Annotated in this window: 21 protein-coding genes; all 21 read left to right on the plus strand. The window is 56.5% G+C overall.

Annotated features, from left to right (window positions below):
- The first annotated feature begins 152 nt into the window (after positions 1–152).
- The 21 genes from gspE to IPP88_05555 all read left to right on the plus strand — a co-directional run bounded on the left by gspE (position 153) and on the right by IPP88_05555 (position 25,190).
- Positions 153–1,925: a type II secretion system ATPase GspE gene (gene gspE, locus IPP88_05455; protein MBL0122185.1), complete on the plus strand. Its 1,773-nt coding sequence runs from the start codon at positions 153–155 to the stop codon at positions 1,923–1,925.
- A gap of 13 nt (positions 1,926–1,938) precedes the next feature.
- On the plus strand, positions 1,939–3,195 hold the full coding sequence (locus IPP88_05460) for a type II secretion system F family protein (GenBank protein ID MBL0122186.1): 1,257 nt from the start codon (positions 1,939–1,941) through the stop codon (positions 3,193–3,195).
- A 27-nt stretch (positions 3,196–3,222) separates the two neighbouring features.
- Positions 3,223–3,672 (plus strand): type II secretion system major pseudopilin GspG, encoded by a 450-nt coding sequence (gene gspG, locus IPP88_05465; GenBank protein ID MBL0122187.1) that lies wholly within the window; start codon positions 3,223–3,225, stop codon positions 3,670–3,672.
- Between the two features lie 20 nt (positions 3,673–3,692).
- On the plus strand, positions 3,693–4,190 hold the full coding sequence (locus tag IPP88_05470; GenBank protein MBL0122188.1) for a GspH/FimT family pseudopilin: 498 nt from the start codon (positions 3,693–3,695) through the stop codon (positions 4,188–4,190).
- A gap of 32 nt (positions 4,191–4,222) precedes the next feature.
- A complete protein-coding gene (locus tag IPP88_05475; GenBank protein MBL0122189.1) occupies positions 4,223–4,660 on the plus strand; it encodes a prepilin-type N-terminal cleavage/methylation domain-containing protein in 438 nt (145 codons plus the stop codon).
- Between the two features lie 43 nt (positions 4,661–4,703).
- Entirely contained in the window at positions 4,704–5,414 is a 711-nt protein-coding gene (locus IPP88_05480) for a prepilin-type N-terminal cleavage/methylation domain-containing protein (GenBank protein MBL0122190.1), read from the plus strand.
- 94 nt (positions 5,415–5,508) lie between these two features.
- A complete protein-coding gene (locus tag IPP88_05485; GenBank protein ID MBL0122191.1) occupies positions 5,509–6,384 on the plus strand; it encodes a general secretion pathway protein GspK in 876 nt (291 codons plus the stop codon).
- A gap of 22 nt (positions 6,385–6,406) precedes the next feature.
- Positions 6,407–7,792 carry a hypothetical protein gene (locus tag IPP88_05490; GenBank protein ID MBL0122192.1) on the plus strand — a complete coding sequence of 462 codons (1,386 nt, stop codon included), beginning with the start codon at positions 6,407–6,409 and terminating at the stop codon, positions 7,790–7,792.
- Complete coding sequence (locus tag IPP88_05495; GenBank protein ID MBL0122193.1) at positions 7,789–8,439, plus strand: hypothetical protein; 651 nt, start codon at positions 7,789–7,791, stop codon at positions 8,437–8,439. Before IPP88_05490 ends, IPP88_05495 begins: the two co-directional genes overlap by 4 nt.
- The gene (locus IPP88_05500) at positions 8,439–9,218 is read left to right on the plus strand and encodes a hypothetical protein (protein MBL0122194.1); all 780 of its coding nucleotides are present in this window, start codon (positions 8,439–8,441) and stop codon (positions 9,216–9,218) included. Before IPP88_05495 ends, IPP88_05500 begins: the two co-directional genes overlap by 1 nt.
- A 138-nt stretch (positions 9,219–9,356) precedes the next feature.
- Entirely contained in the window at positions 9,357–11,522 is a 2,166-nt protein-coding gene (gene gspD / locus IPP88_05505) for a type II secretion system secretin GspD (GenBank protein MBL0122195.1), read from the plus strand.
- 142 nt (positions 11,523–11,664) lie between these two features.
- Positions 11,665–12,090, plus strand: coding sequence for a hypothetical protein (locus IPP88_05510; protein ID MBL0122196.1), 426 nt, complete (start codon positions 11,665–11,667; stop codon positions 12,088–12,090).
- A gap of 168 nt (positions 12,091–12,258) precedes the next feature.
- Positions 12,259–13,905: a hypothetical protein gene (locus tag IPP88_05515; protein ID MBL0122197.1), complete on the plus strand. Its 1,647-nt coding sequence runs from the start codon at positions 12,259–12,261 to the stop codon at positions 13,903–13,905.
- Between the two features lie 210 nt (positions 13,906–14,115).
- Positions 14,116–15,750, plus strand: a complete 1,635-nt coding sequence (locus IPP88_05520) for a putative Ig domain-containing protein (GenBank protein ID MBL0122198.1) — start codon at positions 14,116–14,118, stop codon at positions 15,748–15,750.
- 289 nt (positions 15,751–16,039) lie between these two features.
- A complete protein-coding gene (locus IPP88_05525) occupies positions 16,040–16,768 on the plus strand; it encodes a peptidylprolyl isomerase (protein MBL0122199.1) in 729 nt (242 codons plus the stop codon).
- Between the two features lie 12 nt (positions 16,769–16,780).
- Positions 16,781–17,557 carry an ABC transporter permease gene (locus IPP88_05530; protein ID MBL0122200.1) on the plus strand — a complete coding sequence of 259 codons (777 nt, stop codon included), beginning with the start codon at positions 16,781–16,783 and terminating at the stop codon, positions 17,555–17,557.
- A gap of 115 nt (positions 17,558–17,672) precedes the next feature.
- A complete protein-coding gene (locus tag IPP88_05535; GenBank protein ID MBL0122201.1) occupies positions 17,673–18,929 on the plus strand; it encodes an ABC transporter ATP-binding protein in 1,257 nt (418 codons plus the stop codon).
- Positions 18,926–20,323, plus strand: a complete 1,398-nt coding sequence (locus IPP88_05540) for a tetratricopeptide repeat protein (protein ID MBL0122202.1) — start codon at positions 18,926–18,928, stop codon at positions 20,321–20,323. The genes IPP88_05535 and IPP88_05540 overlap by 4 nt, the downstream gene beginning before the upstream one ends.
- Positions 20,324–20,620 carry a hypothetical protein gene (locus IPP88_05545; GenBank protein ID MBL0122203.1) on the plus strand — a complete coding sequence of 99 codons (297 nt, stop codon included), beginning with the start codon at positions 20,324–20,326 and terminating at the stop codon, positions 20,618–20,620.
- The gene (locus IPP88_05550; GenBank protein ID MBL0122204.1) at positions 20,614–22,929 is read left to right on the plus strand and encodes a tetratricopeptide repeat protein; all 2,316 of its coding nucleotides are present in this window, start codon (positions 20,614–20,616) and stop codon (positions 22,927–22,929) included. Before IPP88_05545 ends, IPP88_05550 begins: the two co-directional genes overlap by 7 nt.
- Positions 22,926–25,190: a tetratricopeptide repeat protein gene (locus IPP88_05555; protein MBL0122205.1), complete on the plus strand. Its 2,265-nt coding sequence runs from the start codon at positions 22,926–22,928 to the stop codon at positions 25,188–25,190. The genes IPP88_05550 and IPP88_05555 overlap by 4 nt, the downstream gene beginning before the upstream one ends.
- Positions 25,191–25,304 lie beyond the last annotated feature (114 nt).

A 25,304-nucleotide genomic window follows, 5' to 3' on the forward strand; every position in this document is an offset into this window, starting at 1 on the left:
TAAATGGTGCCGAACTCATTTGGCGGTATCGCTGTCCCTAGGATTCGTTGCAGAATCCTCTGTTTGGATACCGCGATCGCGCACCGCCGCCAACAACGCCACTGCTATACTCTGCGTCTTGGCTTTTTGGCTTAATAATCAAAGGCATTGTTTTGCTTACACCCGTCGAAACCCTCGTTGAAAACCCGGCTGAGCATGCGGGCGCCAACACCGTTGAAAGCACGGTCCAAAAGCTCGGCGAAATTCTGATCGCCCACGGCAAACTTGACGCCGCCAATCTGGATCGGGCGCTGAAAGTGCAGGAGTCCGCAGGCAACGCTGGCGAGTCGCACGAAAAGCTGGGCTCCATCCTCACGCGAATGGGTATGAATTCTGGGCGCGATGTCGCCGAGGCGCTCGCGTTCCAGCGCGGCTGGAAGATCGTCGAATCAAGTGAGTTTCCTGAGCTGCCGATTTTGGAAGAAACGGTTTCGTCGCGCTTCCTGCAGGAAGCGCGAGCGATACCGGTGACAGAGTCCGAGAGCGAGGTGGTACTGGCGATGACCGACCCGGCCGACCAGTTCACGTTGCGCGCACTTGCCGCCGCCACGCAGAAACACATTGTCCCCAAGCTCTTGTCGTCAACCGATTTTGATGCGGTATACGAGAAGCTCTACGGCAGCGGCAAATCGTCGATGGGGCAGATCGTCGATAACATTGCCACCCGTGACGACGAGCAGGACTTTGGCGACATCGAACAACTCAAGGATCTCGCGTCGGAAGCGCCCGTCATCCGACTAGTCAACCTGATCATCAACCACGCACTGGAGCGGCGAGCCTCCGATATTCATATCGAACCGTTCGAGAACCGGCTGATTGTCCGCTACCGCATCGACGGCGTGTTGCATGAAACCGAATCACCGCCGCGCCGCTTGTCCGCGGCGGTCATCTCGCGCATCAAGATCATGGCGACGCTCGACATCGCCGAACGCCGGTTGCCGCAGGACGGCCGTATCAAATTGCGTGTACAGGGCAAGGAAATCGATTTGCGTGTGTCCACCGTGCCGACCATGCACGGCGAAAGTGTGGTGATGCGTATCCTCGACAAAGGTGGCGTGGCGCTCGATTTTCATTCGCTCGGATTCGATGACGACAACCTGAAGGTTTTCCTCTCGATCCTCGACCTGCCGCACGGCATTCTGCTGGTGACCGGCCCGACCGGCAGCGGCAAGACCACGACTTTGTACACCGCGCTGGATCGCCTGAACAAGCCCGACGTCAAGATTTTGACCGTGGAAGATCCGGTCGAATACCAGATGGCGGGTATCAACCAGATCCAGGTCAAACCGCAGATCGATCTCACTTTTGCGAATGCATTGCGCTCAATCGTGCGACAGGATCCGGACGTGATCATGATCGGTGAAATCCGCGATCTGGAAACCGCGCAGATCGCCGTGCAGTCGGCACTTACCGGACACATGGTGCTTTCCACCATCCACACCAACGACGCCGCCGCGACCATCAACCTGGAAGATTATCTTTTGACTTCCACGATTGTCGGCATACAGGCGCAGCGGCTGGTTCGCACGCTATGTCCGCATTGCAAGGAGGCCTATCACCCGGTCGATGAAGTGGTGCAGCAACTGGACTTGATGCGGTTTGTTCGCAAGACCGCGTCAGCCAGTCCGCCACAGCTAACCCTATATCACGCCAAAGGCTGCGAACACTGCGCACACACCGGCTACTTCGGCCGACAGTCGATCATGGAAGTGCTGCCGATGACCGACACGCTGCGCAGCCTCATCATGCGTCATGCGACGTCGACCGAATTGCGCAGCGCCGCCATCGCCGAGGGCATGGAGACCATGTACGAGAATGGCCTCAAGCAGGCGGTCAACGGGGTGACGACGATCGAAGAAATTCTGCGCGTGACGCGTGAAGACTAGCGCGGAATAGCCCATGCCGATGTTCCAGTACAAGGCGGTCTCGTCTTCCGGTGAAGTCAAGGAAGGCGTCCTCGAAGGTGCGACGCATGCGGGCGTGATCGCGCACCTTCAATCGCTGGGGTTGATTCCCATCCGTGCGGCGGAAGTCACTGCCGATGGCGTGGCCGCGGCGAGCGGCGTGTCTGCCAGTGCTGGCAGCACGGCACCCCGGAAATCTGTTTTTGGCGGACGCGGCAAAGTCAGTCAGACCGACCTGGGATCGTTCACACGCGAATTGGCAACGCTACTGCGTGCCGGACTGCCGCTGGATCGTGGCCTGGAAATCCTCATTGGCCTCGCCGAGAAGAAGAGCGTTTCCGAGCTATTGGTGACAATTCGCAATGAGGTTCGCGGTGGCACGTCTTTATCCAAGGCGCTCGACAAGCATCGCGACGTATTCTCGCGCTTCTATATCAATATGGTGAAAGCCGGCGAAGCGGGCGGGTCGCTTGGCAATGTGATGCAGCGGCTGGCTGACTACATGGAACGCTCGGCCGAATTGAAGGAAAGCGTGGTGTCCGCGCTGATTTACCCCGCCATCCTGTTGGTGGTGGCGGTGGCCTCGGTAATGATCCTGGTGATCTTCGTCGTTCCGCAGTTCAAGCAGATTTTCGATCAGTCGGGCAAGGCACTGCCGTTTGCGACTGACGTGGTATTGACCACTGGCATTTTCCTGCGCAAGAACTGGCCGATCATTCTTGCGGGCGTGGTGCTGGCCATCTGGCTGTTCAGCCGCTCGTTCGCGAATCCGGCGACACGTGCGCGTTGGGATGCCCGGTTTCTGCACTGGCCAATTCTTGGCAACTTGCTCGGCAAGGTGGAGATGGCAAGGTTCTCGCGTTCGCTGGGCACGTTGCTGCAAAACGGCGTGCCGTTGCTGGCGGGCCTGTCGATCCTCAAGGATACGCTGGGGAATGCGGTCTTTCGCGATGCGGTCGATGTGGTCGCGCGCGATCTCAAGGAAGGACGCGGCATGGCCAAGCCGATGATGGAAGCGAACGTCTTCCCCAAGCTGGCGGTCCAAATGATCGGTGTCGGCGAAGAGACCGGCAAGCTCGATGAAATGCTGGTGCAGGTTGCGGAAGTGTATGACCGCGAAGTGGCCGCCGCGATCAAGCGCGCGCTGGCATTGATCGAGCCGGTAATGATTGTCGGACTGGCGCTGCTGATTGGCGGCATCATCATGTCGATTCTGGTGGCGATGTTCGACCTGATGGATATTCCGCTCTAAATTTTATTTTTCCCGCTGGAGATTTATATGAATTCAGGAATTCAAGCCGGGCGCGCACAGGCCCGCATGCAAGGTTTCTCGCTGATCGAAATCATCGTGGTCATCACCATCATCGGGCTCATCGTCGGCTGGGCCGCGACCAGTATCTTCGGCAAGCAAGACCAGGCACAGGGGCGGATCGCCAAGAGCAAAATCACGGCAATGAGCGGCGCGCTGGACCTATACAAGCTCGATACCGGCAAATACCCAACCACCAATGACGGATTGAAGGCGCTGCTGACGGCGCCATCCGGTGTCACCGGCTGGAACGGTCCTTATGTGAGGAATATGGACGAGTTGAAAGATCCGTGGAAGAACGATCTTATCTATCGCTCGCCGGGGTCCGACAACCGGCCCTATGAGATTGTTTCACTCGGCTCGGATGGCCAAGAAGGCGGCGAAGGCCCGGCGAACAAGGACATCAAATCCTGGGAGTGATACTTTCCCGGTGACCACCCATGTGTTCTCACGCACCATTTTCGCGACGATTGCCGCCAAGTCAGCGGGGTTACTCCCTGCTCGAATTGGTGGTGGTGATCGTCATCATCGGGCTGTCGTACACGTTGCTCCCAAAGATGGTGTTCTCAGGCGTCTCCGGCGCGGAGTTGCGATCGAACGTGCGCGCGGTGGCGACCGGGTTACGCCTGACGCGCGATGCTGCGATCAACACGCGGCGCGAAGCCGTCATGACACTGGATCTGGACAGTCGCGAATTCACGGTGCAGAACGATTCGAAAGTCCACAAGCTGCACGAAAAGATCGATGTGAAGCTGTATACCTCGCAGGCGGACCTGATCACCGACAAAGTCGGCACGATTCGTTTCTATCCCGACGGTTCATCCAATGGTGGCCGCGTGACCGTCAGTGCCGGGGGCCGGTCCTTTGAGGTGGATGTGGATTGGCTCACCGGGCGTGTCTCCATCAAAGATGCACCCGCTGGAGAAGCTCGTGGATAGGCGTTCTCCACGGCATTGCCTCGGAGAAGCGCATGAATAGGGCGTCTCCAGCCGGTATGCCGATTGGGCGCCGTCTCAGCACGCGTCCCGGCAATCAATATACGCGCGGCTTTTCCCTCATAGAGGTGCTCGTTGCGTTCACTTTGTTCGCGGTGGCGCTGGGCGTGCTTATGCAGATATTTTCGCGCGGCGTCAATGGTGCCTCCATCGCGGACCACTACGCGAAAGCGACCATGTATGCGGAATCCCGGCTTGCTGCCATCGGATTAGAGGAAACGATCAAGGAGGGCACCACCAGCGGAAAATTCAATGATGATTTCGCCTGGCAGGTGACGATCAAACCCTATCTCGATACCGCGCCGCGCGATCAGATGTCAGTTGACTTCGAGAAGCAGTATTTCGCGCAGCTCTACGAAATTGAAGCGAAAGTGACGTTCGCGACCGACGACCGAGAAAAGAGCGGGTTGTGACATTGTCCACGCTGCAACTTGGGCCGCGTGCGGGAGGACCGACATGATTGCCGGTGTCCGAACGCGCAACACGACCTTGGGCTTTACGCTACTCGAAATGCTTGTGGGGCTGACCCTGCTGGGCGTGTTGTTGATCCTGATTTATTCGGCGCTGAACATCGGCCTTCGCGCCTGGGATACCGGCGACCAGCGCGCCAGTGAAGCGAGCCATCAGCGTATCGTGCAAAGTTTTCTGCGGCGTGAACTGGGACAAGTATTTCCTATTCGCTGGCGCGGCATTCCGGAATCAAGGATTGCCTTCGAGGGTGCAAAGAAAGAGCTCAAATTTGTGACCGCGCTCAATTTGGGTGCCGCCGTGAAAGAGGGCGGCTTGCAATGGGGGCACTTATACCTGGCGGACGATCCTGAGGAGGGTGTGGATGGCCGGCGCCGTCAATCGCTGTTTCTGAAGCGCGAGGTGTTTGATTTGCAGGCCAAGGACTGGGATGGTCTCGGCAATGCCAAGCCCACACGCCTGATTGCCGGTGTGAAGGAAATTGAAATTGCCTATTTCGGAGCGGAAAATGATACGTCTGATCCGAAGTGGGTGGACGAATGGAAGCAGCCATTGCGGATGCCGTTGCTGGTCAAGATTTCCATCAAGACCGACCTGGGGCGCGACGTTCCCGAGTTGGTTGTGGCGCTGAAGCTTGGTGAAGAGGCGGGCTGCTACGAGAACGCTTTCCAGCGCCAATGCCCGGCGCGCAGGGCGTGACGATGCACATGATTGACGCAGGCAATTCTCATGGTCGGCGATGCCAGCGCGGAATCGCGCTGATTATCGTGCTGTGGATCCTGACTTATTGCTGATGCTGATTTCTTCTTCGTTCATTCATGCCATGCGCACGGAGATCAATATCGTCGGCAACTCCGTTACGCGAGCGAAGTTGGAGGCCGCGGCCAATGCTGGCGTGCAGCGGGCCATTCTGGAAATATTCAAGCCACCGCAGATACCGGATCGATGGAACACCTTCGGCGTTCCGCAGGCCTGGAGCTTTAACGGGCAGTCCATGCAAGTAAGCATCGTGGACGAGTCTGGTAAAATTGACATCAATGTTGGCAACGAGGCGCTGATGCGTGGGTTGTTTCGTTCCCAGGGCGCCACCGAAGAAGAAGCCATCGCATTGATGGACGCGATACTGGATTGGCGCGATGCCGACAACGTCAAGCGCCTGCACGGTGCGGAAGAGGCCGAATATGCCGCGGCAGGACTGTCATATAAGCCCGCCAACGCAACGTTTCAATCGATCGAGGAATTACGTCTTGTGATGGGCATGACGCCGGCGCTGTATCAACGGTTGGCGCCATTGATCACTATTTATTCCCGGCACGGTGGAATCAATTCGCAAATCGCCTCGCGCGAAGTACTGCGTGCGATACCCGGCGCGACCGAGGCGCAGATTGACGAGTACCTGAAGCTGCGTGAGCTGGCGCGTGCCAATAAACAGCCTATCCCGGTGTTCTCGCCGGCAGCGCTATATCCGAGCTTCGGGAACGGATTGATGCAAGTGCGTGTCGAAGCAACCAGTGAGGATGGCAGTTCCTTCATAAGGGAAGCAGTAGTTCTGCGCTTGCCCTTTCCCAAGCGTTCCTATACCTTCCTGCGCTGGCAGGAGGGTTCCCCGGTCAACCCATCAACGCCACCGATTGCAAACGCAATATCGGGCAATGGTGGAGTAAGTTAGGATTTCCCGCGGCATATTCAACATGAACGATTCCATGACAGCGACCAGCAACATCGCAGCGATCAGCAATGCACCGCCGAATCCGTCGCGCCTGAATACTTTCTGGCACTGGTGGACGGGCGAGCTGCGCGCGCTCGTTCCCCCGCGGCTCATGAGCTGGGTGGTTGGCGATGTGGCGGTGACGGATGTGATGGTGGATGTGGCCGGCATCTCTCAGGTCCGAATAGAAGCCGGAAAGCCGACCGTCGCCACAAAAATCCCCGCTGCCGAGGTGACCACGCACCCGCTGTTACGCGAGTTGCGTGCAAAAGGCCACGATCAGGTACGTGTGTTGCTCGGGCCTGATCAGGTGCTGCAGAAAACCATTACCTTGCCCGCTGCGATAGAAGAGAATCTTCGCGAAGTGATGGGCTTTGAGCTAGACCGGCATACGCCCTTTGTGTCGAGTCAGGCCTATTACGACGTTAAACTGCAAAAGCGTGACCCTCAGCGCGAAACCATTGATGTCCTTCTCGCCGTTGCCGCTCGTACCACGGTTGATCCGCTGCTGGTGATGTTGAGACAGGCCGGCTTGTCTGTGGATGGCATTACGGTGGTCACCGCGGAATCCACTGGGCAGGCGATTGAATTATTGCCGGTTGCCGATAAACCGGCGAGGAAATGGGGAAATCTGCTCAGGCTGAATCTCGCATTGCTCGCGGTTGCGCTGTTGCTTGGGCTGGTTGCCCTGCTATTGCCGATTTGGCAGAAACGCGAAGCCGTCATCGCCCTCAATCCGCTGGTTACCAAAGCGAGCACCGAATACGAAATCAACCAGCGCGTGCATGACGAATACACAAAATTGGCCAATGAATATAACTACATCACCGGCAAGAAGCAGGGCATGCACCCCTCGCTGGTCATATTGGAAGAACTGACCAAGATCTCTCCAGATACGACGGTTGCGCAAAGCATGGATTTGAAATCCAGCGGGAAAACGAGGGAAGTGACGTTGATTGGCGAGGCACTGGCGTCATCCAAGGTTATCGAAGCTCTGGAACAGTCTCCTTTGTTTCAGAATGCGTCGCAACGCTCAATAACCCGGCGAGGTAGCGTCGGCACCAATGAATGGTTTCATATCGCCACGGAGTTGAAGCCGAAGCCATTGCCGGCCGCGGAATTACTTACGGAAAAAACTTTGGAACCAATAATTGCGCCGCCGGCCGTTGTTGCGGTACCTCCGGTTGCTGCTTCTCCAGCTACAGCGACCGAACCCGCTGCGAAAGCGGCCACGGGGGCGGCGCCGTCCATTACGGGCCCGGCAAAGGTTGAAGCGTCCGCTGCAACAGTGCCCGCCGCGCCTGCCAGACAGTCGCCGCCAGCCGAGCCAGCGGCGATGCCGGCGCCGACCAACCGGAAACTGCCATGACGAAAGTGACGGGTCAGTCCTGGCTTCCGCACAATCCACGTGACCGCAGGATTCTTGCTGTCGCGCTGCTTGTTTTGATTGTTGCGATGCTGGTAGCCGCCATTGCGGTCCCTGTGGCAATGCTTAATCGGCACTATGATCAAAATCTTTCGCGGATGACTCGTCAGTGGAAAAGCCAGTCCGCATTCAATGCCATGCGCCCGCAAGTCACCCGCGCGCTGGAGGCCCTTCGCGCGAAAGATGTTCGCAAGTACTTCCTGAAGGGGACCACCAGCGCCTTGGCATCCGCGGAGTTGCAGGATCAGGTGCGGCAGGTAGTCGAAGCAAACGGCGGCAGACTTATTTCAGCCAGCGCCAATCCTCACAAGGATGACGGCACCTATCGCTTCGCCAATGCCAATTTTCAATTGAATATCAGCAACGTCAATTTGCGGCGCATGTTGCATGCCCTGGAAGCGAGGGAACCCTACCTGTTCAACGATACTCTGGTGATTCGTTCGCAAGTTCCCTTTGGCTACCGGCCACCGGCCGGCACGGCTGAGCCCGAACTGTTTGTGCAAATGGATGTTTCCGGCGTCGCCTATATCGGTGCCGATGGCTCGGCCGCCGCCGCGATCTCTGCTCGGCCCGCGGGCGTTGGAAAATGATGAGCCCCGCGATTCCGGTATTTTGGCAACGTTACGGCCTGACCGCCATGCTTGGTGTGGCAGCCGTTGGGTGTATGTCTGCGATCGGCTACGAAACAGACTGGGGACAAGCGCTGCGGTCGCCGCTGCCCACTGCAAGTGATGCGGCGCGCGCACCGGATATTGTCGCCACCTTGCCGGGCTTTACGATGCTGGCACTGGACAGCGCTTTCAGGGAAACGGCTGAGCGCCCGCTGTTTACGCCGACGCGTCGACCTGCTGCCGCTAATTTGGCGGCAAATGTTCCCGTGATGAAGAAAGGCCAGTTCAAGCTTAGTGGTACTTCAGTTAGCAATGATCTCACGGTCGCCTTTCTGCGTGAGACCGCTACCGGCAAGACAGTGCGAGTCACGAAAGGAAAGGAAATCAACGGCATGGTTCTCGAGGCCGTCGAGGCAAACCGAGTGGTATTGAAACAGGGGGAAGAAACGGAAGAGTTGACCCTGCGAACGGCGGCATCTCCACCGCCGGCTCCGATGGCTGCGGCACATGCGCCGCCCAGCGTGGTGACGCCCACGCCCGGAGGCGCACAGCCGGCGGTTGCCACCGTAATGGCCGAAACCGCACAACCCGCTCCGAGGCCCGTGCCGAACCCAGTTGTGCCCGCATCAGGTTCATCGCAACTACCTGGGTTTGTTCTGCCAAATGGAACAGCGCAGGTTGCCACACCTTCAGCGGCGCCGGCCGAAAGCGCTGTTGCGCAGCGCCGTAGACGATTTCAGACGACACCGCAACAATGATAGCCATACGACGCTATACGACGCCATCTCATGCCGTTCGCCAAACCAATCGCGTGTTGTGGGATTCGGGGAGACTTTCTGAACACTCCGAATTGGACGCTCCCGTATGCTTTCTGCAACTTTCTTGAATTGAAAACGATGATGCCCAGTCAAACCAAATCAATATCAGCCGCATTGACGATATTCGTCGTCGTGGTGTTGAGCGCGTGCTCTACCTTGCAGCACGAACAATATCCGCCACCGCTGCCCGCTCCCGCAAAGGGTGACGCAGCTAGAGTTAATGCGATGCCTGGTCCTCTGCCACCTGGAGCAACCGTCACACAAGTTCATGCCAAAGATGCTTTGGTGCTATCCGGTACCGGCAATTTTGTGAAACCGACGCCACCTCAGCCCGCATTGCCGTCGGGGCCGGAAGAATTCAGCCTTAATTTTGAGGCAACGGACATTCGCGCCATCGTTCAATCGATCATGGGAGATTACTTGCGTGAGTCGTTCACGATTCATCCGGCAACGACGGGGACAGGCACCATTCGACTGTCCAAGCCCGTTTCTCGCAAGGACCTGATTCCAATTCTGGAAATGATGCTGCGTCAGAACGGGCAGATCATGCTTCGCGAAGAAGGGCTTTACAAAATCATGCCTGCCGCGCAAGGAACGCGAGGCTCGATCACGCCGCAAGCAGGCGGCACCACGACACCCCTGCCTGCCGGGTTCTCGGTGCAGATTGTGCAACTCAAGTTTGTCGGCGCAGTGGACATGCAACGCATTCTGGGGCCGTACGTTACCGATCCGGCTGCCTCGGTTCAAATCGACGCGGTGCGCAACCTCATCATTATCTCCGGTACCCAGAGAGAACTACGGCATTTGTTTGACATTATCGATCTGTTCGATGTGGATTTCCTGGCGGGCTACTCGGTTGGGCTGTTCCAGATGTCGACCGACGTGAAGGCGCTCAGCGCGGATCTTGATCGAATATTTGGTACCGCCGCGCAGAGCCCGCTTGCGGGTATTGTGCGCATCATTCCCATTGAGCGTATGAACGGTTTGCTGGTGGTTACCACGCAGGCGAAATACCTTGAGGAAGCCAAGAAATGGATCGAGCGACTTGACCGTGCGGGCGGCGCAACCGGGGGAATGCGTCTAAACGTGTACGCGGTACAACATGGAAAAGCCGAAAAGCTGGCGCAATTACTGAGCGAAGTCTATGGCAGCAAGCAATCCTCGAGCGGCGGACCAACACTCGCGCCAGGTCAGCGTCCCGCACAGATAGGTACCGCACCAACAGTCTTACCAGGACAGCCTGCCGCACCTCCACAGGCGACGGCCCAATCATTGGTTGCGTTTTCCGGCAGCGGCGTGTCGGTTTCCAAAGATGTGAAAATCATTGCCGACAACGACAATAACGCGTTGTTGATTCTTGCCTCGCCATCGGATTATGAAACCATCCAGAGCGCATTGCGGCAACTCGACGTTGCGAGGCGTCAGGTGTCGGTGGAAGTACTGGTTGCGGAAGTCACGTTGAACGACGAATTAAAGTTTGGCATCGAATGGTTCGTCAACGCTCGCAACAATACGCTCGGTTCCATGCGTGATGGTGCGACCGCACTTCCAACCCTTCCTGGCCTGCTTGACGCTGCGGGAAAGGCGTTTGATCCGCGCACGGTGGTCAAAGGGACTTCCGGATTACAGCTTATCAACATTGGGCCTGGCGGCGACATCCGCGCCGTCCTGCATGCGCTGGGTACCGACGGTCGATCGAGGGTAATCTCTACCCCGCGGGTAATGGTGCTTGATAATGAAAAAGCGACGATCAATGTCGGTGACCAGATTTCGGTCGACACAGGCGCATCCACCGGCACCAGCACCGGCGGCACCGTTGTGACCACGCGCCAATACTTGAGCACGGGCGTGATTCTTAGTGTAACGCCGCGGATCAATGCGGGCGGCCGCGTGACGCTGGATGTCAATCAGGAAGTGAGCGCGCCGGGTGAAGGCACTAATCCGACCATTTCCACTCGCAAGGCCCAGACGGTGGTTACCGTAAGCTCAGGAGAAACGATGGTATTGGCGGGACTCATATCGGAGTTGAATACCACCGGATCAACCGGGTTGCCGCTTTTGTCGAAGATTCCGCTGATTGGTGGGCTCTTTGGATCGCAAAGCCTCATCAAGAGACGCACCGAGCTTGTTTTGTTGATTACACCAACGGTCGTCACGAGTCCTGAGGACGCACGCGCGGTGACCGACGAAATTCGCAAGAAGCTCCCATCACTAGAGGGATACTTGCCGAAAAGCATAAAATGATACTTCCGGTATCATAAAACGGCTTCGGGATAAATTTCTCCCAAAGGGGCTTGACGATGTCAACGGTTTTCACTACGCTTTGCGTGTAAACTCTGTTCCTAAGACTTTACTTTAACTTTTTGATTGAAGAATTGGATTCGTTGTGCGTTTTTTGATAATCGGTCGAGTGTTTTTTGCATGTTTTTTGGCTGCAATAGCTGCTGGATGTGCAACAAGCCTTGGCGGCGATTTGGCGCAGGTCCCAAGAGCAGCCAAGACGCCAGAAGAAACAGTTTTGGCCCGCGCGCAGGAGCGCTGGGATGCACTCAAGGCCGGGCAATACGATAAAGCGTATTCCTATATCACGCCGACAACTCGAAAGACGCTGCCGGTTGAAGTATTCCGCGGTCGTATCGCTGGTGCGAGTTGGTTGGATGTTAAGGTAGTCAAGGCAGTCTGTGAACCTGAAGTATGCGATGTATCGGTAAAATTGGACTATTACGTCCTGCCCAATTTGCGGGATTCGCAGACGGTTGATGAAAAATGGATCTTGGACGGTGGCAACTGGTGGTTTGTCTATCGTGGCTAGCGTTGGTTTGAAGTTGTTAAATGCACCAAAAGTGCAAAATGTAATACTAAAATAGCAATAAAAAGACACCAGGAAAATTGTTTGAAAAATGGTGGTAGCTGGTATAAACTTGTAACGTTGTAGCTTCTAAAGTGATCACTTTATTCTCTAAATGGAGTAACCTAAAAAATGAATACGTTTAAAATGAAGTCCATGCACGTAGCGGTACTCGCGGGTTTGGCGGCGATTGGCGCTGCCGGTACCGCTGAAGCAGTGCACATCAATCCGGACGGAACCGGCCAGGTTCTGATTTACCCGTATTACACGGCCCGTGCTGGTCAGGCGACGTTGATCACCATTATCAACAGCCAGAACAACACCAAAATGGTCAAAGTCCGCTTCCTGGAAGGCAAGAACAGCCGCGAAGTACTTGACTTTAACTTGTACCTGTCGCCCGCTGACGTTTGGACCGGCGCTATCGTTGGTACCACCAACGGTGCCCGCGTTGTCACCAATGACAATTCCTGCGTAACCCCGAGCGATTTGTTCGCGGAAACCCGCACTGACGGTGCAGGCAATGCGCTGAATGAGTTCAAGAACTACCAATACACGGGTACTTTCCAGGATGCCGCAGTCTTCGCATCGCTGGACCGTACTCGCGAAGGTTATTTTGAAGTTATCGAAATGGGCGTCATCGATGACAACACAATTGACGGTGACGTGATCGGTGCAGGTACTGCCGCGACCGTGACTGGTTATATCAAGCACAACAGCGCTGGCGTTCCGGCAAACTGCGGTGCGTTGGATTCCTTCGACGACTTCGCCGGCAACCCGGCAACGACTCGTTTCCCGAACACCGGCACGACGCCTGCTTCAACCCCGGTTACCGGTCCGTTCTTCCTGACCCAGCCCCCGCGCGGTGGTTTGACCGGTCGCGCAAGTATCATCAGCTCGGCAACCGGCTCGAACTATACGTACAGCCCGACGGCATTTGACGCATGGTCCACCGTGCAGAAGTACACGGAATCCGGCAATCTGTTGCCTTCGATCGCAAGCGTTGACTCGACCCCTGCAGCCGGCCCAACCAGCAACGTATTTACGTCCGCAGGAATCGTGACCACCGTCTGGCCGCTTACCGCCAATGGCGCACGCGATGCGATGTCCGCTACCATGATGCGCAATACCGTGATCAACGAGTATATCCTTGACGCGGCGACTGCATCGCAAACCGACTGGATCGTTACGTTCCCAACCAAGCGTTCGTATGTTAACGCTGGTACGGGTGCCGCTACCGCGCCGTTCAGCTTCAACTTCCCGAACTCGACGACTGGTTCTTGCGACCCGTATGGTTTCTCCGTGCTGAATCGTGAAGAAGGTGTTCCAGGTTCCCTGACGCCAATCCCGAATCCGTCGCCGCTGCCCCCTGGCGTGACGGTTGCCGGCGCACAGCTGTGCTGGGAAGCTAACGTCGTACCGTTCGCCGCATCGAGCTTGGTTGCGTCGCAGAACACGAATCCTCTGATCACGTCATTGCAGCAGTTTGTCAATGGCGCGACAACGGTTCCAGGTTCGCGCACCACGCCGACGTCGCGTGCTACGCAAGGCCCGAACGGCTATATGTTCATGAACTTCAACGCGTTGGTACAAGTTCTGGCCACCACCGGCGGAACAACCACCCGTACACCACTTGGTGGCGCAGCTGCTCCAGTTGCTGCCGCGGTGTACAACGGTCTGCCAGTGGTTGGCGTGATGCTGCATAACTACCAGAACACCGGCGTTGTGTCGCGTTACGGCGGCACGGTGGATCACAAGTTTACGCGCAGCATCACGCCGTAATCGATTCACATTGCAACACTGCAATAGTCAAAAAGGGGTGCTTGGCACCCCTTTTTGTCGTTTAACACTTGAAGGTCGTATGCAAAAATTAACATATTCCGGGGTGATCCCCTGCTACTATCCGCGCGTGCCTCTAACCATAATAAAGAACTTATTGCACTCTGCCAGGACTAATACGTGAACGTATCTGCCATCTTCAAAAGGAATATCATGAATTTCTCCAAACTACGATCGCTACTGATATCAGGGCTGGTCGTTGCCTGTTCAATTGGCACTGTACAAGCGCAAACGGTCACCGTGAACGGTGCAAGCTGCCCTGGCGCGACGGTGACTTATGGCGCGGGCTCAATTGCAATTAGTACCAGCAATTGCGGCGTCACCGTGTCTCCACCGGTGATCAATGCCAGTACGCCGCCCATTGGCACCGTAAATGTTATCTATGCCACCCACACTTTTACTGCGAGCGGTGCAACTCCGATTACGTGGGCCCTTTCCAGTGGGTCGCTGCCGGCTGGCCTGACGCTTTCGTCGACGGGCGCACTCGCTGGTACTCCGACCGCCACGGGAACATTTCCCTTTTCCGTTACAGCGTCCAATTCGGGCGGCCCCAGCACCGCACTAGCGAGCTCGGTAACCATTAGTCCGGCAAGCGGCCCACCGGCTATTCAACTGCCCGCGCCAGCAGCCGTAGCAACCGTAGGGGTGCCGTATACCTTCCAATACAGCTCAACTGGTGCTCAGCCGGTTACCTATGCCGCAACGGCGGGATTACCTCCAGGAGTCACGCTGACGTCTACCGGTCTGCTCAGTGGAACGCCAACCACCGGCGGTGTATATAACTTTACGGTTACGGCGGCAAATGGCACGCTGCCCGATGCGACTCAAGCAGTCACCATCACGGTTAGCACGCCCGTTGCGCCAGTCATAAGTACCGCCACACCGCCGGCAGGAACGCAAGGAACACCATACAGCTTCTCCTTTGGCGTATCTGCCGGAACCGCCCCGATCACGTGGACGGTCTCCTCGGGTACCTTGCCTGCAGGCTTGACACTGGCGGGATCCGGGCTGCTCAGCGGAACACCGACTACGCCGGGCACCTATATGTTCGCGGTACAGGCAGCCAACGGTACATTGCCCAACGCGATCTCGACAACCTACTCGGTTGTCATCGCGGCGCCACCGGTTGGAACAGGCGTGCCAACGGTCGACATCAATGGCGTTGCGATTACGCCTGCTCCTCCGCTCCCGTCAAAGGAAGCCAAGAAGGCTGGCGCCACACATCCAGCTCCGTCTGGGGGAGGCAACTATCCTAACGGTGAAATCCGCGCGTGGTCAGTCGCACCGGCCCGTTGCGGGAACACCCTGCCGGCCATAACCACGCTCTGGTATCACAACATCAACTTCCTCGACTACGGCGGCCAGAATGCGATCGATAATATCGAATTCGCCCCGAATCAAGCGTTGGCCTATGGCTTCGTTGCCCCGAGCATTGGCACATTCACCGGATACAACGGAAATATCCAGATCCAGACCGGGACGTCCGGAACGCCTTCGCCCACTTTTGTGACTATTTCGGAGACGCTATGCGACTTTGATGTGGCCAAGGTTGCGACGGCAACAGCCTGCTATACCACCGCGGGAGCAGAGAATGGATTCGGATTCCAGATCACCAATGCGCCGACCACTGCATGCAAACTCGTTCCTGGCAGGCAGTACTACCTGAATCTCCGATTCCAGGATGCGCGCCCCGCGCCACTTGGTACGCCGACGCTCGATGCTTGCACGACACAAAACGCTTCCAGTTGCGGGGCGATTTTGCGAATCTCGATTACCAACGCGTACTAGGTTTTTCTCCCCCCACCAAACGCAGGCGGAATGGTATTCCGCCTGCGTTTTACTTACGTCAATCGATCATGGCCACAAAACTCCAACAATCCCTGTTTGTCCTCATCGCCGTTGTCGCGCCGCTCACGGGGCTTCATGCGCAAATTACCCCGCTCCTGCCGCCGGAAAAGGTGCTCGCGTCCAACCAGCATACGTCTGTCACTTACGCGGATTTTGAGGCGGAACTCGCCCGCATCCCCCAGCGCGACCACTTTGAGTTTTTGCAGGATCGACAGCGCTCGCGCAGTTGGTGGACAACATCCTCATCAACAAGACGCTTGCCATCGAGGCACGCGAAAGCAAGCTGGAAAATGATCCCCGTGTGCAGGCAGAGATTCGTAATCAGACAGACAAGATACTGGCAAAGTATCGTGGACAGCAAATACAAAGCAGCGCGCCGAAAATTGATTACGCGGCACGCGCCCGGGAAAACTACCTGGCAAACCCGGAGCGATTCACGACCCCGGCTCTCCACGATGTATGGCATGTGCTAGTTGGTGTAAAAGGCCGCACCCAGGAACAAGCGAAGGCGCGAGCGGGAGAAATTCGCGCCAGATTGATGGCCGGCGAGTCACCGGAGCAGCTCGCGTCCGCATTGTACGACGATGAATCCGCGAGAAAGAACGAAGGTAATCTGGGATATGCAGAGCTGAAGAACTACGATGTTCGTTTTGGCGCCGCGGTCAAGAAACTCAAGGTTGGCGAAGTTTCACCGGTATTTGAATCAGAATTCGGATTTCATGTCGCTAAACTTCGGGATTATCGTGCCCCCAAGAAGTTCCCGTTTGAGGCAGTGAAGGAAGAGCTTCTCAACGAAGCCGAAACGCAATATCTCCTCTCGGTATGGGAAAACCACCTTCGGAAAGTCAGGAACGATCCAAAACTGCACGTGGACGTCGAGGCGTTGGAGGCCCTGCGGCCAAAATTACCCCCGATCCCGCCGCTTGTTCCGGCTGCCACAGCTGCCCCAAAAACTTAGGGCAAATAAAATATGCATGCGCAAGGTTATCCCCTGCTACTAGCAAGGTTTACCGAACGCGAGATATCAACCCGCTTTGCCGGTAGCGCGCTGGGATTTCTCTGGGCGCTGCTCGGGCCATTGATGCTGCTGGCGATTTATTCGTTTGTCTTCGGCCAGCTGTTCCAGCAACGGCTGGGCGATCTGGGTACAGAAAGCTACACGCTGTTTGTCGCCACCGCGCTGTGGCCGTGGATGATGTTCTCGGATGCGGTCTTGAGGGCGATGCAAAGCATTCAGGCCAATTCTTCACTCGTCAAGAAGGTCGCCTTTCCCCACCTTTTACTCGTACTCGCAGCCATAAATAGCATTTTTCTGGTGCATTTGGCGGGCTATGTGGTGGTCTTGGCGGTACTTGCACTTGCTGGAGCGCAGATCCATCTCGTCGGCATTCCGGTTGTATTCATAGCTATCGCGACGCTGTACTTTTTCGCGCTAGCGGTGGGTTCGATTCTGGCGGCGTTGCAGACATTGCTGAGGGATATTGAGCAGGCTGTTGCGCCAGCGATCATGATGCTGCATTACCTGACGCCGGTTTTATATCCCATCACGTTGATTCCACCGGCGTATCGCCACTGGCTCAGCTGGAATCCGTTGGCAACCGTCATGCAGCGGCTACGCGACGGATTGATACTTGGCGGGGGGCCACAATTAGGTGATTTGTGGATGTTGTTTGCCAGCATGATGACCGCGATGCTCGGCATTGCGTTCTTCATGCGCCTTTCGCCCTATTTCGAAGACTTTCTATAGCCGGTCTCGAAAAGTTAGCCCAGTAGAGCGTTGCCGAGAAACGCGGGTCGCATCGCAACTGACGATGTTCTGCACTCGTTTATAATGGCGAGCTCCATCCCCGCCTGCGAAACCCATGTCGGGTTCCCCGGATTCTTCCCGCGATGCCCCTGTGCCTCACACCGCTTCAGACATTCTTGTCCGTATAGACGGCATTGGTAAGGACTATCCCATCATTCGTACGGGGTCCGGTCGGCTGCAGACGATCTTTGAGCTGCTAAGCGGTCGGGCAATTCATGAGTTTTATCGCGCGCTCGAGGATGTCACGCTGACGATCCCGCGCGGCGAATCGTGGGGAATAATCGGAGAAAATGGCGCCGGTAAATCGACGTTGCTCAAAATCATCGCCGGCGTGGTGAAGCCAACGCGGGGCACATTGGTTGTGCAGGGACGCGTGAGCGCGCTGCTCGAGTTGGGCACCGGATTTCATCCTGAATATAGTGGACGCGACAACATTTTTCTTGCTTCCGCATTGATGGGATGGAGCCGCGCCGAAACGCATGATCGGATAGAGGATATCCTGGCGTTTGCGGATATCGGAGAACATATTGACCAGCCAGTCAAAACCTATTCGTCAGGCATGGTGGTGCGATTGGGCTTTGCCGTGGCTACAGCACTGTCGCCGGATCTCCTGGTTACCGACGAAGTGCTCGCGGTTGGCGACGAGTCTTTTCAGAAAAAATGCCTTCGCTGGATGGAAAACTTTCGCGCGCGCGGAGGTACCTTGTTGTTATGCTCACACAGCATGTACCACATCCAATCGCTGTGCCAGAAGACCGTCTGGATCCATTCAGGGAGGATGCGGATGCAAGGTGAAAGCTTCGAGATCACCCAGGCTTACTTGGCGCACCACGAGGCGAGGAACAGGCGAGAGACTGCGCCGAGTGCGCCGCCACCAGCAGGAGCACCATACCCCCTTCTGGATTCAATATGGATAGAGGACGAAGCGGGTGGCAAGCGAGATTTATTTGATATGGGCGAAAACATTTCCCTTTGCGGGATATTCAATAGTCCCGATGATCAATCCACCGTGCTAATGGCGGGAGTTACACGCATGGATGGCACGCCTGTATTTGGAACGTTTTCAAATGACCGGGGATTCATCGCCAATCGTCTGACCACAAATCGGTTTGGGTTCTGCTTCATGCTCAAATCGAACACCCTGCTTCCTGGAATTTATCACCTGCGTGCGCACACGCTCGACGCGCACGGCCTGCGTCTTTTTGACACCCGTGAGTTGGCAGTGACGATTCGTGGTCAAACCCGTGACCATGGGCTAGTGCGCCTTGACTATCACTGGTTACCGGGTCACGAGAGCCAGTCAGACCCATGAGCACGCCAACCGCCGAACTGAAGGCTATCGGAGCAACCGCGCTCGCACACCAAGTCGCCGGACGCTTTGCCGAAGCTGCGCAAGTGTATGCCACGCTGTTATCACGCGCACCGCATTCGTGGGCGGCTTGCTACAACCTTGCACTGGTATATCAGCATCTGCAGCGATTGCCAGAGGCGGCAGAGATGTACGCGCGCGCGGTTCGACTGAATCCGCAGCTGGCTGAAGGCTACAACAACCTAGGCAATGTATTGAAGGCGCTGAAAAATGACGATGCGGCAATCGAGGCATTCCGGCAAGCGCTATCGCTGAACCCGAAATTGTCCGAGGCAGGTTACAACCTTGCGATCATGTTGCAGGTGCGTGGTCAATTTGACGCGTCGATTGACGTTCTCCGACAAGCGGTCGCCGACAACCCCTCACACGGAAATGCGTGGGATTCCCTTTATCGCACTTTGCTGGGGCTTGGACGACAGGAGGACGCCATTCAGGCATTTCTCGAGTGGGAGCGCGCGGTCCAGCCCTCGCCTGAATTGGTGGTCGCCGGACTTGCCCTGTCCCGCCCAATGGGAGATCGTGAACGCGAAAGCCGCTACCTCGCATTGGCGCTTGCCTGGCCATTTGCCGAATTTACACCGGGGCAATTCGCACCGATCCTTGGCTTGATCCAGTACTTCGACGTTAGTCGTGAAGAGATTTTCGCCTGCTACCGTCGCTACGACTCTGCCGTCTCCGCGCTGAACCCATCTCCCGTTGCATTGCTAACCCGGCGGGCAGCTGACGCTCGCCTGCGCATCGGCTACGTATCCGGCGATTTTCGCCAGCACGTAATGGGACGCTTGATGCTCAATGTCATTGCAAGCCACGACCGCAGCCGCTTCAGCATTCTGCTGATATCAACGTGCGCGCGCACGCAGCACGACGCGATTACCGCTGCATTTCAGCAACATGCGGATGGATTTGCTGATATCAGCGAACTGGACGACTTCGCTGCGGCCAAGAGTATCGCTGAAGCGGATATCGATGTCCTTGTCGATCTTTCCGGCCACACCAATTCTGCGCGGCCCGGCATCTATGCTCATCGACCGGCGAGATCAATTGTTACTCATCTTGGCTATCATGGCTGCTTGGGTCTAAGCGCGGTCGATTACAAACTTACCGATCATGTTGCCGACCTTGAGGACGCGGCCGCCTATCAAATTGAACCTCCCTACGCCCTTGAAACCTGCGTTTTTCCTTTGCTTCGAGGCTTGCCGGTCGAGATCGATCCAGAATTGGCAACCGACCTCAATTTGGCAGGGAAATTCGTTTTTGGCGCATTTCTCAATATATTGAAGTTGTCTTCACGTTGTCTGGGTCTCTGGCGCCGCGTGCTGGATGCTGTGCCGGAATAGATACTGCTGTTTTCGCCACTTGATCCCGCTGACGAGGCGGCAATAAAACGAATCACTGCCGCTGCAGGAATTGATGCTGCGCAGATTGCTGTTCTCAAAGCGGGAAAAGGTGAAGCCTCATTACGGGCAAGATATCGCCTGGTTGACGCGGTAATGGACACTTTTCCCTATACGGGCGGTGACACTACGCTTGCCGCACTGGACATGGGTGTTCCCGTTGTGACTTTGGCAGGCCAGCGACAAAGCGAACGAATCAGCGCGAGTATCCTCACGCATTTGGGGTCACCGAAATGGTGACTGCGTCAGAGGAAATGTACTTCGTGACCGCAGTCAGGTTGGTGCGCGACGTCAATTTTATGACCGAAACACGGAAAAAAATTGATGCCGCAATCATGATTGCCGCTGCTGATGCCCATACGCATGCGCTCGAAAAGGCAATTGTAGAAATCGCCACACGCAAGCCCGTTGCTGCATCCATGCAGCTTACCGCCCGGCAGTTTTTCCACACCTTGCACGACGCGATGCGGCGCCTCTCCAAGGCGGGGGATGACAAGGAAAGGTTTGCAATTGCGGCGACCTTTGCCGAGTTGCGCAACGAACAGCCGGACTATCCGCCACTACTGCGCGCGCAGTGTGAGCTCGCACAGTCCCTGCAGGATCTACCGCTGGCCGCGGATTGTCTGGCGACACTTCTCGAAAAGTTTCCGGACGACATTGATGCCCGCCTGCAGCTTGCCACCTTTCTGGTCGATCAGGGAGCCGCCGCGGATGCCTTGAGGGTCCTCGACGACGCGTCGATGCTGCCCGGAACAAACGTCCAGGCCCTCAAATTGCGGGTGCGGGCGCATGGCCATTTGCGTCGTTGGGAAGTCGCCCGCCAATACAGTGAATTGGTTGTTGAATATGCGCCTGCCGATGTGCAGGCCCTGTTCTGGCATGGAATGGTTCTCTCGCATACCGGCGAAATTGACGCTGCGCTGGAGACGCTCAATCGAACCCTGATTCTTGCCCCGGATCATGCCGAGGCCGCATACCACGCAGGGGTGTTGCTCGCGGAGCTAGGCAATCATGCAGATGCGGAAAAAGTGTTCCGCCGGGCGCTCAAAATTGTCCCGACACCGGCAACACATTTTCGTCTACTGCATTGCATGAAATCACGGCAGCAGCCCAGCGACTGGTTAGCCGAAGCACGGCGATTTGTCAGCGCCTATCCTGACATAGAGTTTTCACGCCTGATAGAAAGCCGAATTGCCCGCCGACAAGGCGAGCTCGCGCGTGAGGCCGAAATCCTGCTTCCGCTCGCTGAGCAGGCCGCCGCGCTGGATGACGATGCATTGGTCTGCGAGCTTGTCGGCGAACTATTGTCAATCCTGCCGTACCACGACGTATCCCCGCGCCTGCTTCAGCGCCTCCATAGTCGTTACAACGCCGCTGCCCGTGTGATACATCCGCAGCTGGTAGCATTGAGAGCGCCCTCGGAGTTGGCAAGCGGCAAGCTGAAGATCGGCTATCTCGTTGATTTTTCCCTTCCTCTTGTGGAGGACTTGATTGTAAGCCTCGCGGTTCATGCAAATCGTACTCGACTCGTGATGACGGTTTACGCTGTGAGTCCGTTGAATTCTGTGCCTCAACTGCGGCTTGATTCAGTCGGAGTAGGTGTAGTGATACTTGCGGGGCTTGATGAACATCGCTCCGCTTGGAAAATCCGCGCTGACCATGTGGACATACTGGTTGACGCGTCCAGTTTCGGCCTCTATGCAAAACCCGGCCTGCGCTCATATCGACCGGCGCCGATTCAGATTGGCTTGCCTGGATTCGGCCAACCTGCGGGTATCGGTGACTTTGATTTTCTGATTTCAGACCGGACGATGACTCTTGCGATGGAAGCAGATTCCATTTTGCCCGCCCCCTTGTTCGTGGAGACGTGTGCACTGCCCGTCCTGCCGGGCATTCCTGATGCGACGCAGTTCACACGCGCCTTCCTTGGTATTGGCGATAACACAGCGATTTTTGGCGTGCTTGCGCCGGTTGAAATGATATCGTCACGCTGCGTTGGCTTGTGGAAAATCCTGGCGGAACGATTGCCCGATGCTGCGTTTCTGGTGAGCCCACTCGATTCGGATGATGTTGCGCCGATCAGGAACATTCTGATCGCTGCAGGAATTGATTCCGCGCGGATTTTATCTATCACTACACCGCACTCAAGCACGTTTGTGCCTGCACTTTCCGGGATTGTCGATGTCGTTCTTGACACCATTCCCGGGGGTGATTACTTCAGCGTCCGAACGTCCCTCATACTCGGAATCCCGATTGTCACCATGCCGGGTCGCATGCCGGAAGAGAGAGTCGGACTCACAATATTGAGCCACTTGGGTATGGCATCGCCTCTCGCGGCGAGCGGTCGCGATTACGTGGATACCGCATCGCGTTTGGCAGTTGACCCGGATGAACGCGCTGTACAGTCAAAGCGAATCAGAGCGAGTTGGATGGACGCGTCGCTGCCGGGCATGCCATTCTCAATGCAGGAATTCACACGGTGTTTTGAAACAGCCATCTTCGGTGCCTGGGAAAGGCACTCACAGTCTTGTCTCGAAACCAAAACATGACCGACGTGGCAACCACACTCGAACAAGCAGTGGCGCTCCTGCAAAACGGACGGGTCGAAGCGGGCCTCGGGCAATTGGCGAGCCTTGCGAGGTCGCGGCCGACCGACGCGGATGTATTCAGTTGGCTGGCCATAGCCAATGTACGTATCCGCAAATTCCAGGAAGCCCAGAGGGCGATTGAACGGGCAATCGAACTGAATCCCACCAATGCAGGCCTCTATCTGACGGCCGCGAATATCCAGCAGGATCTTGGCAATCTGCCGGCGGCTGTTGATTTGCTGCGTCAGGCGATACGGATACTTCCCACATTTGCGGAGGGACACAACAACCTCGGCATCATTCTCACTGATCTCGGTCGGATCGATGAGGCGATGCCGGCCTTTCATGAGGCAATTCGGCTGAAGCCTGGTTACGCTCGCGCATATGCAAATCTAGCTGCTGCCCAGTTGCGTTCATTACAGTTCGAGAACGCGCTTGCGTCGGCGAAACGGGCAGCCGAACTCAAGCCGGACTACGCCCACGCGCATCACCTTTCCGGAAATGCGCTGGCCATGGCAGGAGATGCGCTCGCTGCAGAGGCCGCACTCAGGACGGCATTGCGCCTCAAGCCGGACTTTGTCGAATCTTCGCTATTGCTTGCCAAGACGCTCATAAAACTAAAACGCCCCGAAGAGGCGGAAGTAGTGCTTCAGCAGGCGCTCTCATTTTCACCGCAACGCCATGAAATTTTTACGACACTCGGCGACATTGCGGCGGCGCGTGACGACCTCGCTGTCGCGACCAAGGCTTTTCAGCATGCCCTTGCACTCCGTCCCGACGATCTTTCGACGACCACGCGAGCCGCCTTGCTTTTGCCAAATGTATACACCAGCGAGTTGCACCTCGAAGCATGCCGGGATCGCATCATACAGGGCATCGCCGGTCTTTACGACAGGGCGGAAGCGCTATCGCAGTCGCTATTGCCAGAACGATTTGGCGACACACTTCCAAACAGTTTCTTGCTTGCCTATCAGGGGCGCAATGATCGGGACCTGCAGCGCGCATACGCCGATTTTGTTCGAAGAATCGCCGATCACGTCTTGCCACTGGAAGTACGGGCGCTTGCGAACGAAATTGCTCTTGATCGGCGCATTCGTGTGGGCTTTTGTAGCCGTTTTTTCTACCGAAGCACGGCCGGAAACTACTTTGCAAGCTGGATCACTGACCTGGATCGTAGTGTCTTTGAGGTGTTTCTGTACCACACGCACGTGATGGAAGATGACCTCACTGCACAGTTGCGCGCCGCGGCAGATCATTTCATTCAGAGCGAAGAAAGTTTCAACTTTTTCATGAAGCGAATCCGGGCCGATCAGTTGGACATCCTGGTCTATCCCGAACTCGGCATGGATCGGGTGGTGTTCCTGCTGGCGGCTCTCCGGCTTGCGCCGGTGCAGGTTTGTGGCTGGGGCCACCCGGTTACACCCGGCCATCGAACAATTGATTATTTCCTCTCATGCGCGGCCATGGAGCCCGAGGATGCCCAGGCGCACTATAACGAGCGTCTGCTCCTGCTGCCAGGTATTGGTACCCGCTATGAACTTCCGCGGTTATCACCAGAGGCTGCAAAGAAGACCCGCAGCGATTACCAGTTGCCCGGGGACCGGCATCTCTACTTGTTCCCGCAGTCGCTGTTCAAGGTGCATCCGGCGAACGATCGCTTGCTGGTGCAGGCAATGGCGAACGACGAGCAAGGCATATTGGTGATGTTTGCAGGACAGAATCAGCACATCACGCAGAAGTTCGTCACGCGGTTATCGATGGCGTTCACCGAACTGGGATTGGCGCCGCAGGGACGCGTCAAGATACTGCCCGCAGTGAATCACGATGACTACAAGCGCATCAACCAGCTCTGCGATGTCATGCTGGACACGCTTCACTGGTCCGGCGGCAATACCTCGCTTGATGCGCTGGCGATGGGCCTGCCGATTGTCACCTTGCCAGGAGAATTCATGCGGGGGCGGCAAACGATGGCGATGCTCAAGCTGCTCGGCGTGGAAGAGCTGATCGCCGCGTCGACCGAAGAATATTTGGCCATCGCACACAAGCTGGCGAAGGATCATTTGTACCGCGACGAGATTTCGCAAAGAATACTGAAACATCGAGATCGCCTGTTCAACGACCCGGTTCCGCCAAAAGTGTTCGGGCAACTTCTGGAAAAACTGGTGCGAGATCCCCATTCGCTGGATGTGGCAGGCAATACTATGGATAAAAATGGACAGTAAAGAGAAGATACTGGCGCGTGCCGAAGCGCTCGTGAGCTCCCGCCCGGTGGAAGCGGCGCAGACGTACGCACAAGTACTGGCGCTCGATCCGTCAAACCTGACCGCACACAACGC

Source organism: Betaproteobacteria bacterium (assembly GCA_016720925.1).
In the GTDB taxonomy this organism is placed as follows: domain Bacteria; phylum Pseudomonadota; class Gammaproteobacteria; order Burkholderiales; family Usitatibacteraceae; genus UKL13-2.

Coding starts and splice junctions, on each gene's coding strand:
- IPP88_05500 (MBL0122194.1), top strand. CDS start 8,439: ATGAGCCCCGCGATTCCGGTATTTTGGCAACGTTACGGCCTGACCGCC.
- IPP88_05520 (MBL0122198.1), top strand. CDS start 14,116: ATGAATTTCTCCAAACTACGATCGCTACTGATATCAGGGCTGGTCGTT.
- IPP88_05460 (MBL0122186.1), top strand. CDS start 1,939: ATGCCGATGTTCCAGTACAAGGCGGTCTCGTCTTCCGGTGAAGTCAAG.
- gspG (MBL0122187.1), top strand. CDS start 3,223: ATGAATTCAGGAATTCAAGCCGGGCGCGCACAGGCCCGCATGCAAGGT.
- IPP88_05550 (MBL0122204.1), top strand. CDS start 20,614: ATGGTGACTGCGTCAGAGGAAATGTACTTCGTGACCGCAGTCAGGTTG.
- IPP88_05485 (MBL0122191.1), top strand. CDS start 5,509: ATGCTGATTTCTTCTTCGTTCATTCATGCCATGCGCACGGAGATCAAT.
- IPP88_05535 (MBL0122201.1), top strand. CDS start 17,673: ATGTCGGGTTCCCCGGATTCTTCCCGCGATGCCCCTGTGCCTCACACC.
- IPP88_05470 (MBL0122188.1), top strand. CDS start 3,693: ATGTGTTCTCACGCACCATTTTCGCGACGATTGCCGCCAAGTCAGCGG.
- IPP88_05480 (MBL0122190.1), top strand. CDS start 4,704: ATGATTGCCGGTGTCCGAACGCGCAACACGACCTTGGGCTTTACGCTA.
- IPP88_05495 (MBL0122193.1), top strand. CDS start 7,789: ATGACGAAAGTGACGGGTCAGTCCTGGCTTCCGCACAATCCACGTGAC.
- IPP88_05530 (MBL0122200.1), top strand. CDS start 16,781: ATGCATGCGCAAGGTTATCCCCTGCTACTAGCAAGGTTTACCGAACGC.
- gspD (MBL0122195.1), top strand. CDS start 9,357: ATGATGCCCAGTCAAACCAAATCAATATCAGCCGCATTGACGATATTC.
- IPP88_05540 (MBL0122202.1), top strand. CDS start 18,926: ATGAGCACGCCAACCGCCGAACTGAAGGCTATCGGAGCAACCGCGCTC.
- IPP88_05475 (MBL0122189.1), top strand. CDS start 4,223: ATGAATAGGGCGTCTCCAGCCGGTATGCCGATTGGGCGCCGTCTCAGC.
- IPP88_05490 (MBL0122192.1), top strand. CDS start 6,407: ATGAACGATTCCATGACAGCGACCAGCAACATCGCAGCGATCAGCAAT.
- IPP88_05555 (MBL0122205.1), top strand. CDS start 22,926: ATGACCGACGTGGCAACCACACTCGAACAAGCAGTGGCGCTCCTGCAA.
- IPP88_05515 (MBL0122197.1), top strand. CDS start 12,259: ATGAATACGTTTAAAATGAAGTCCATGCACGTAGCGGTACTCGCGGGT.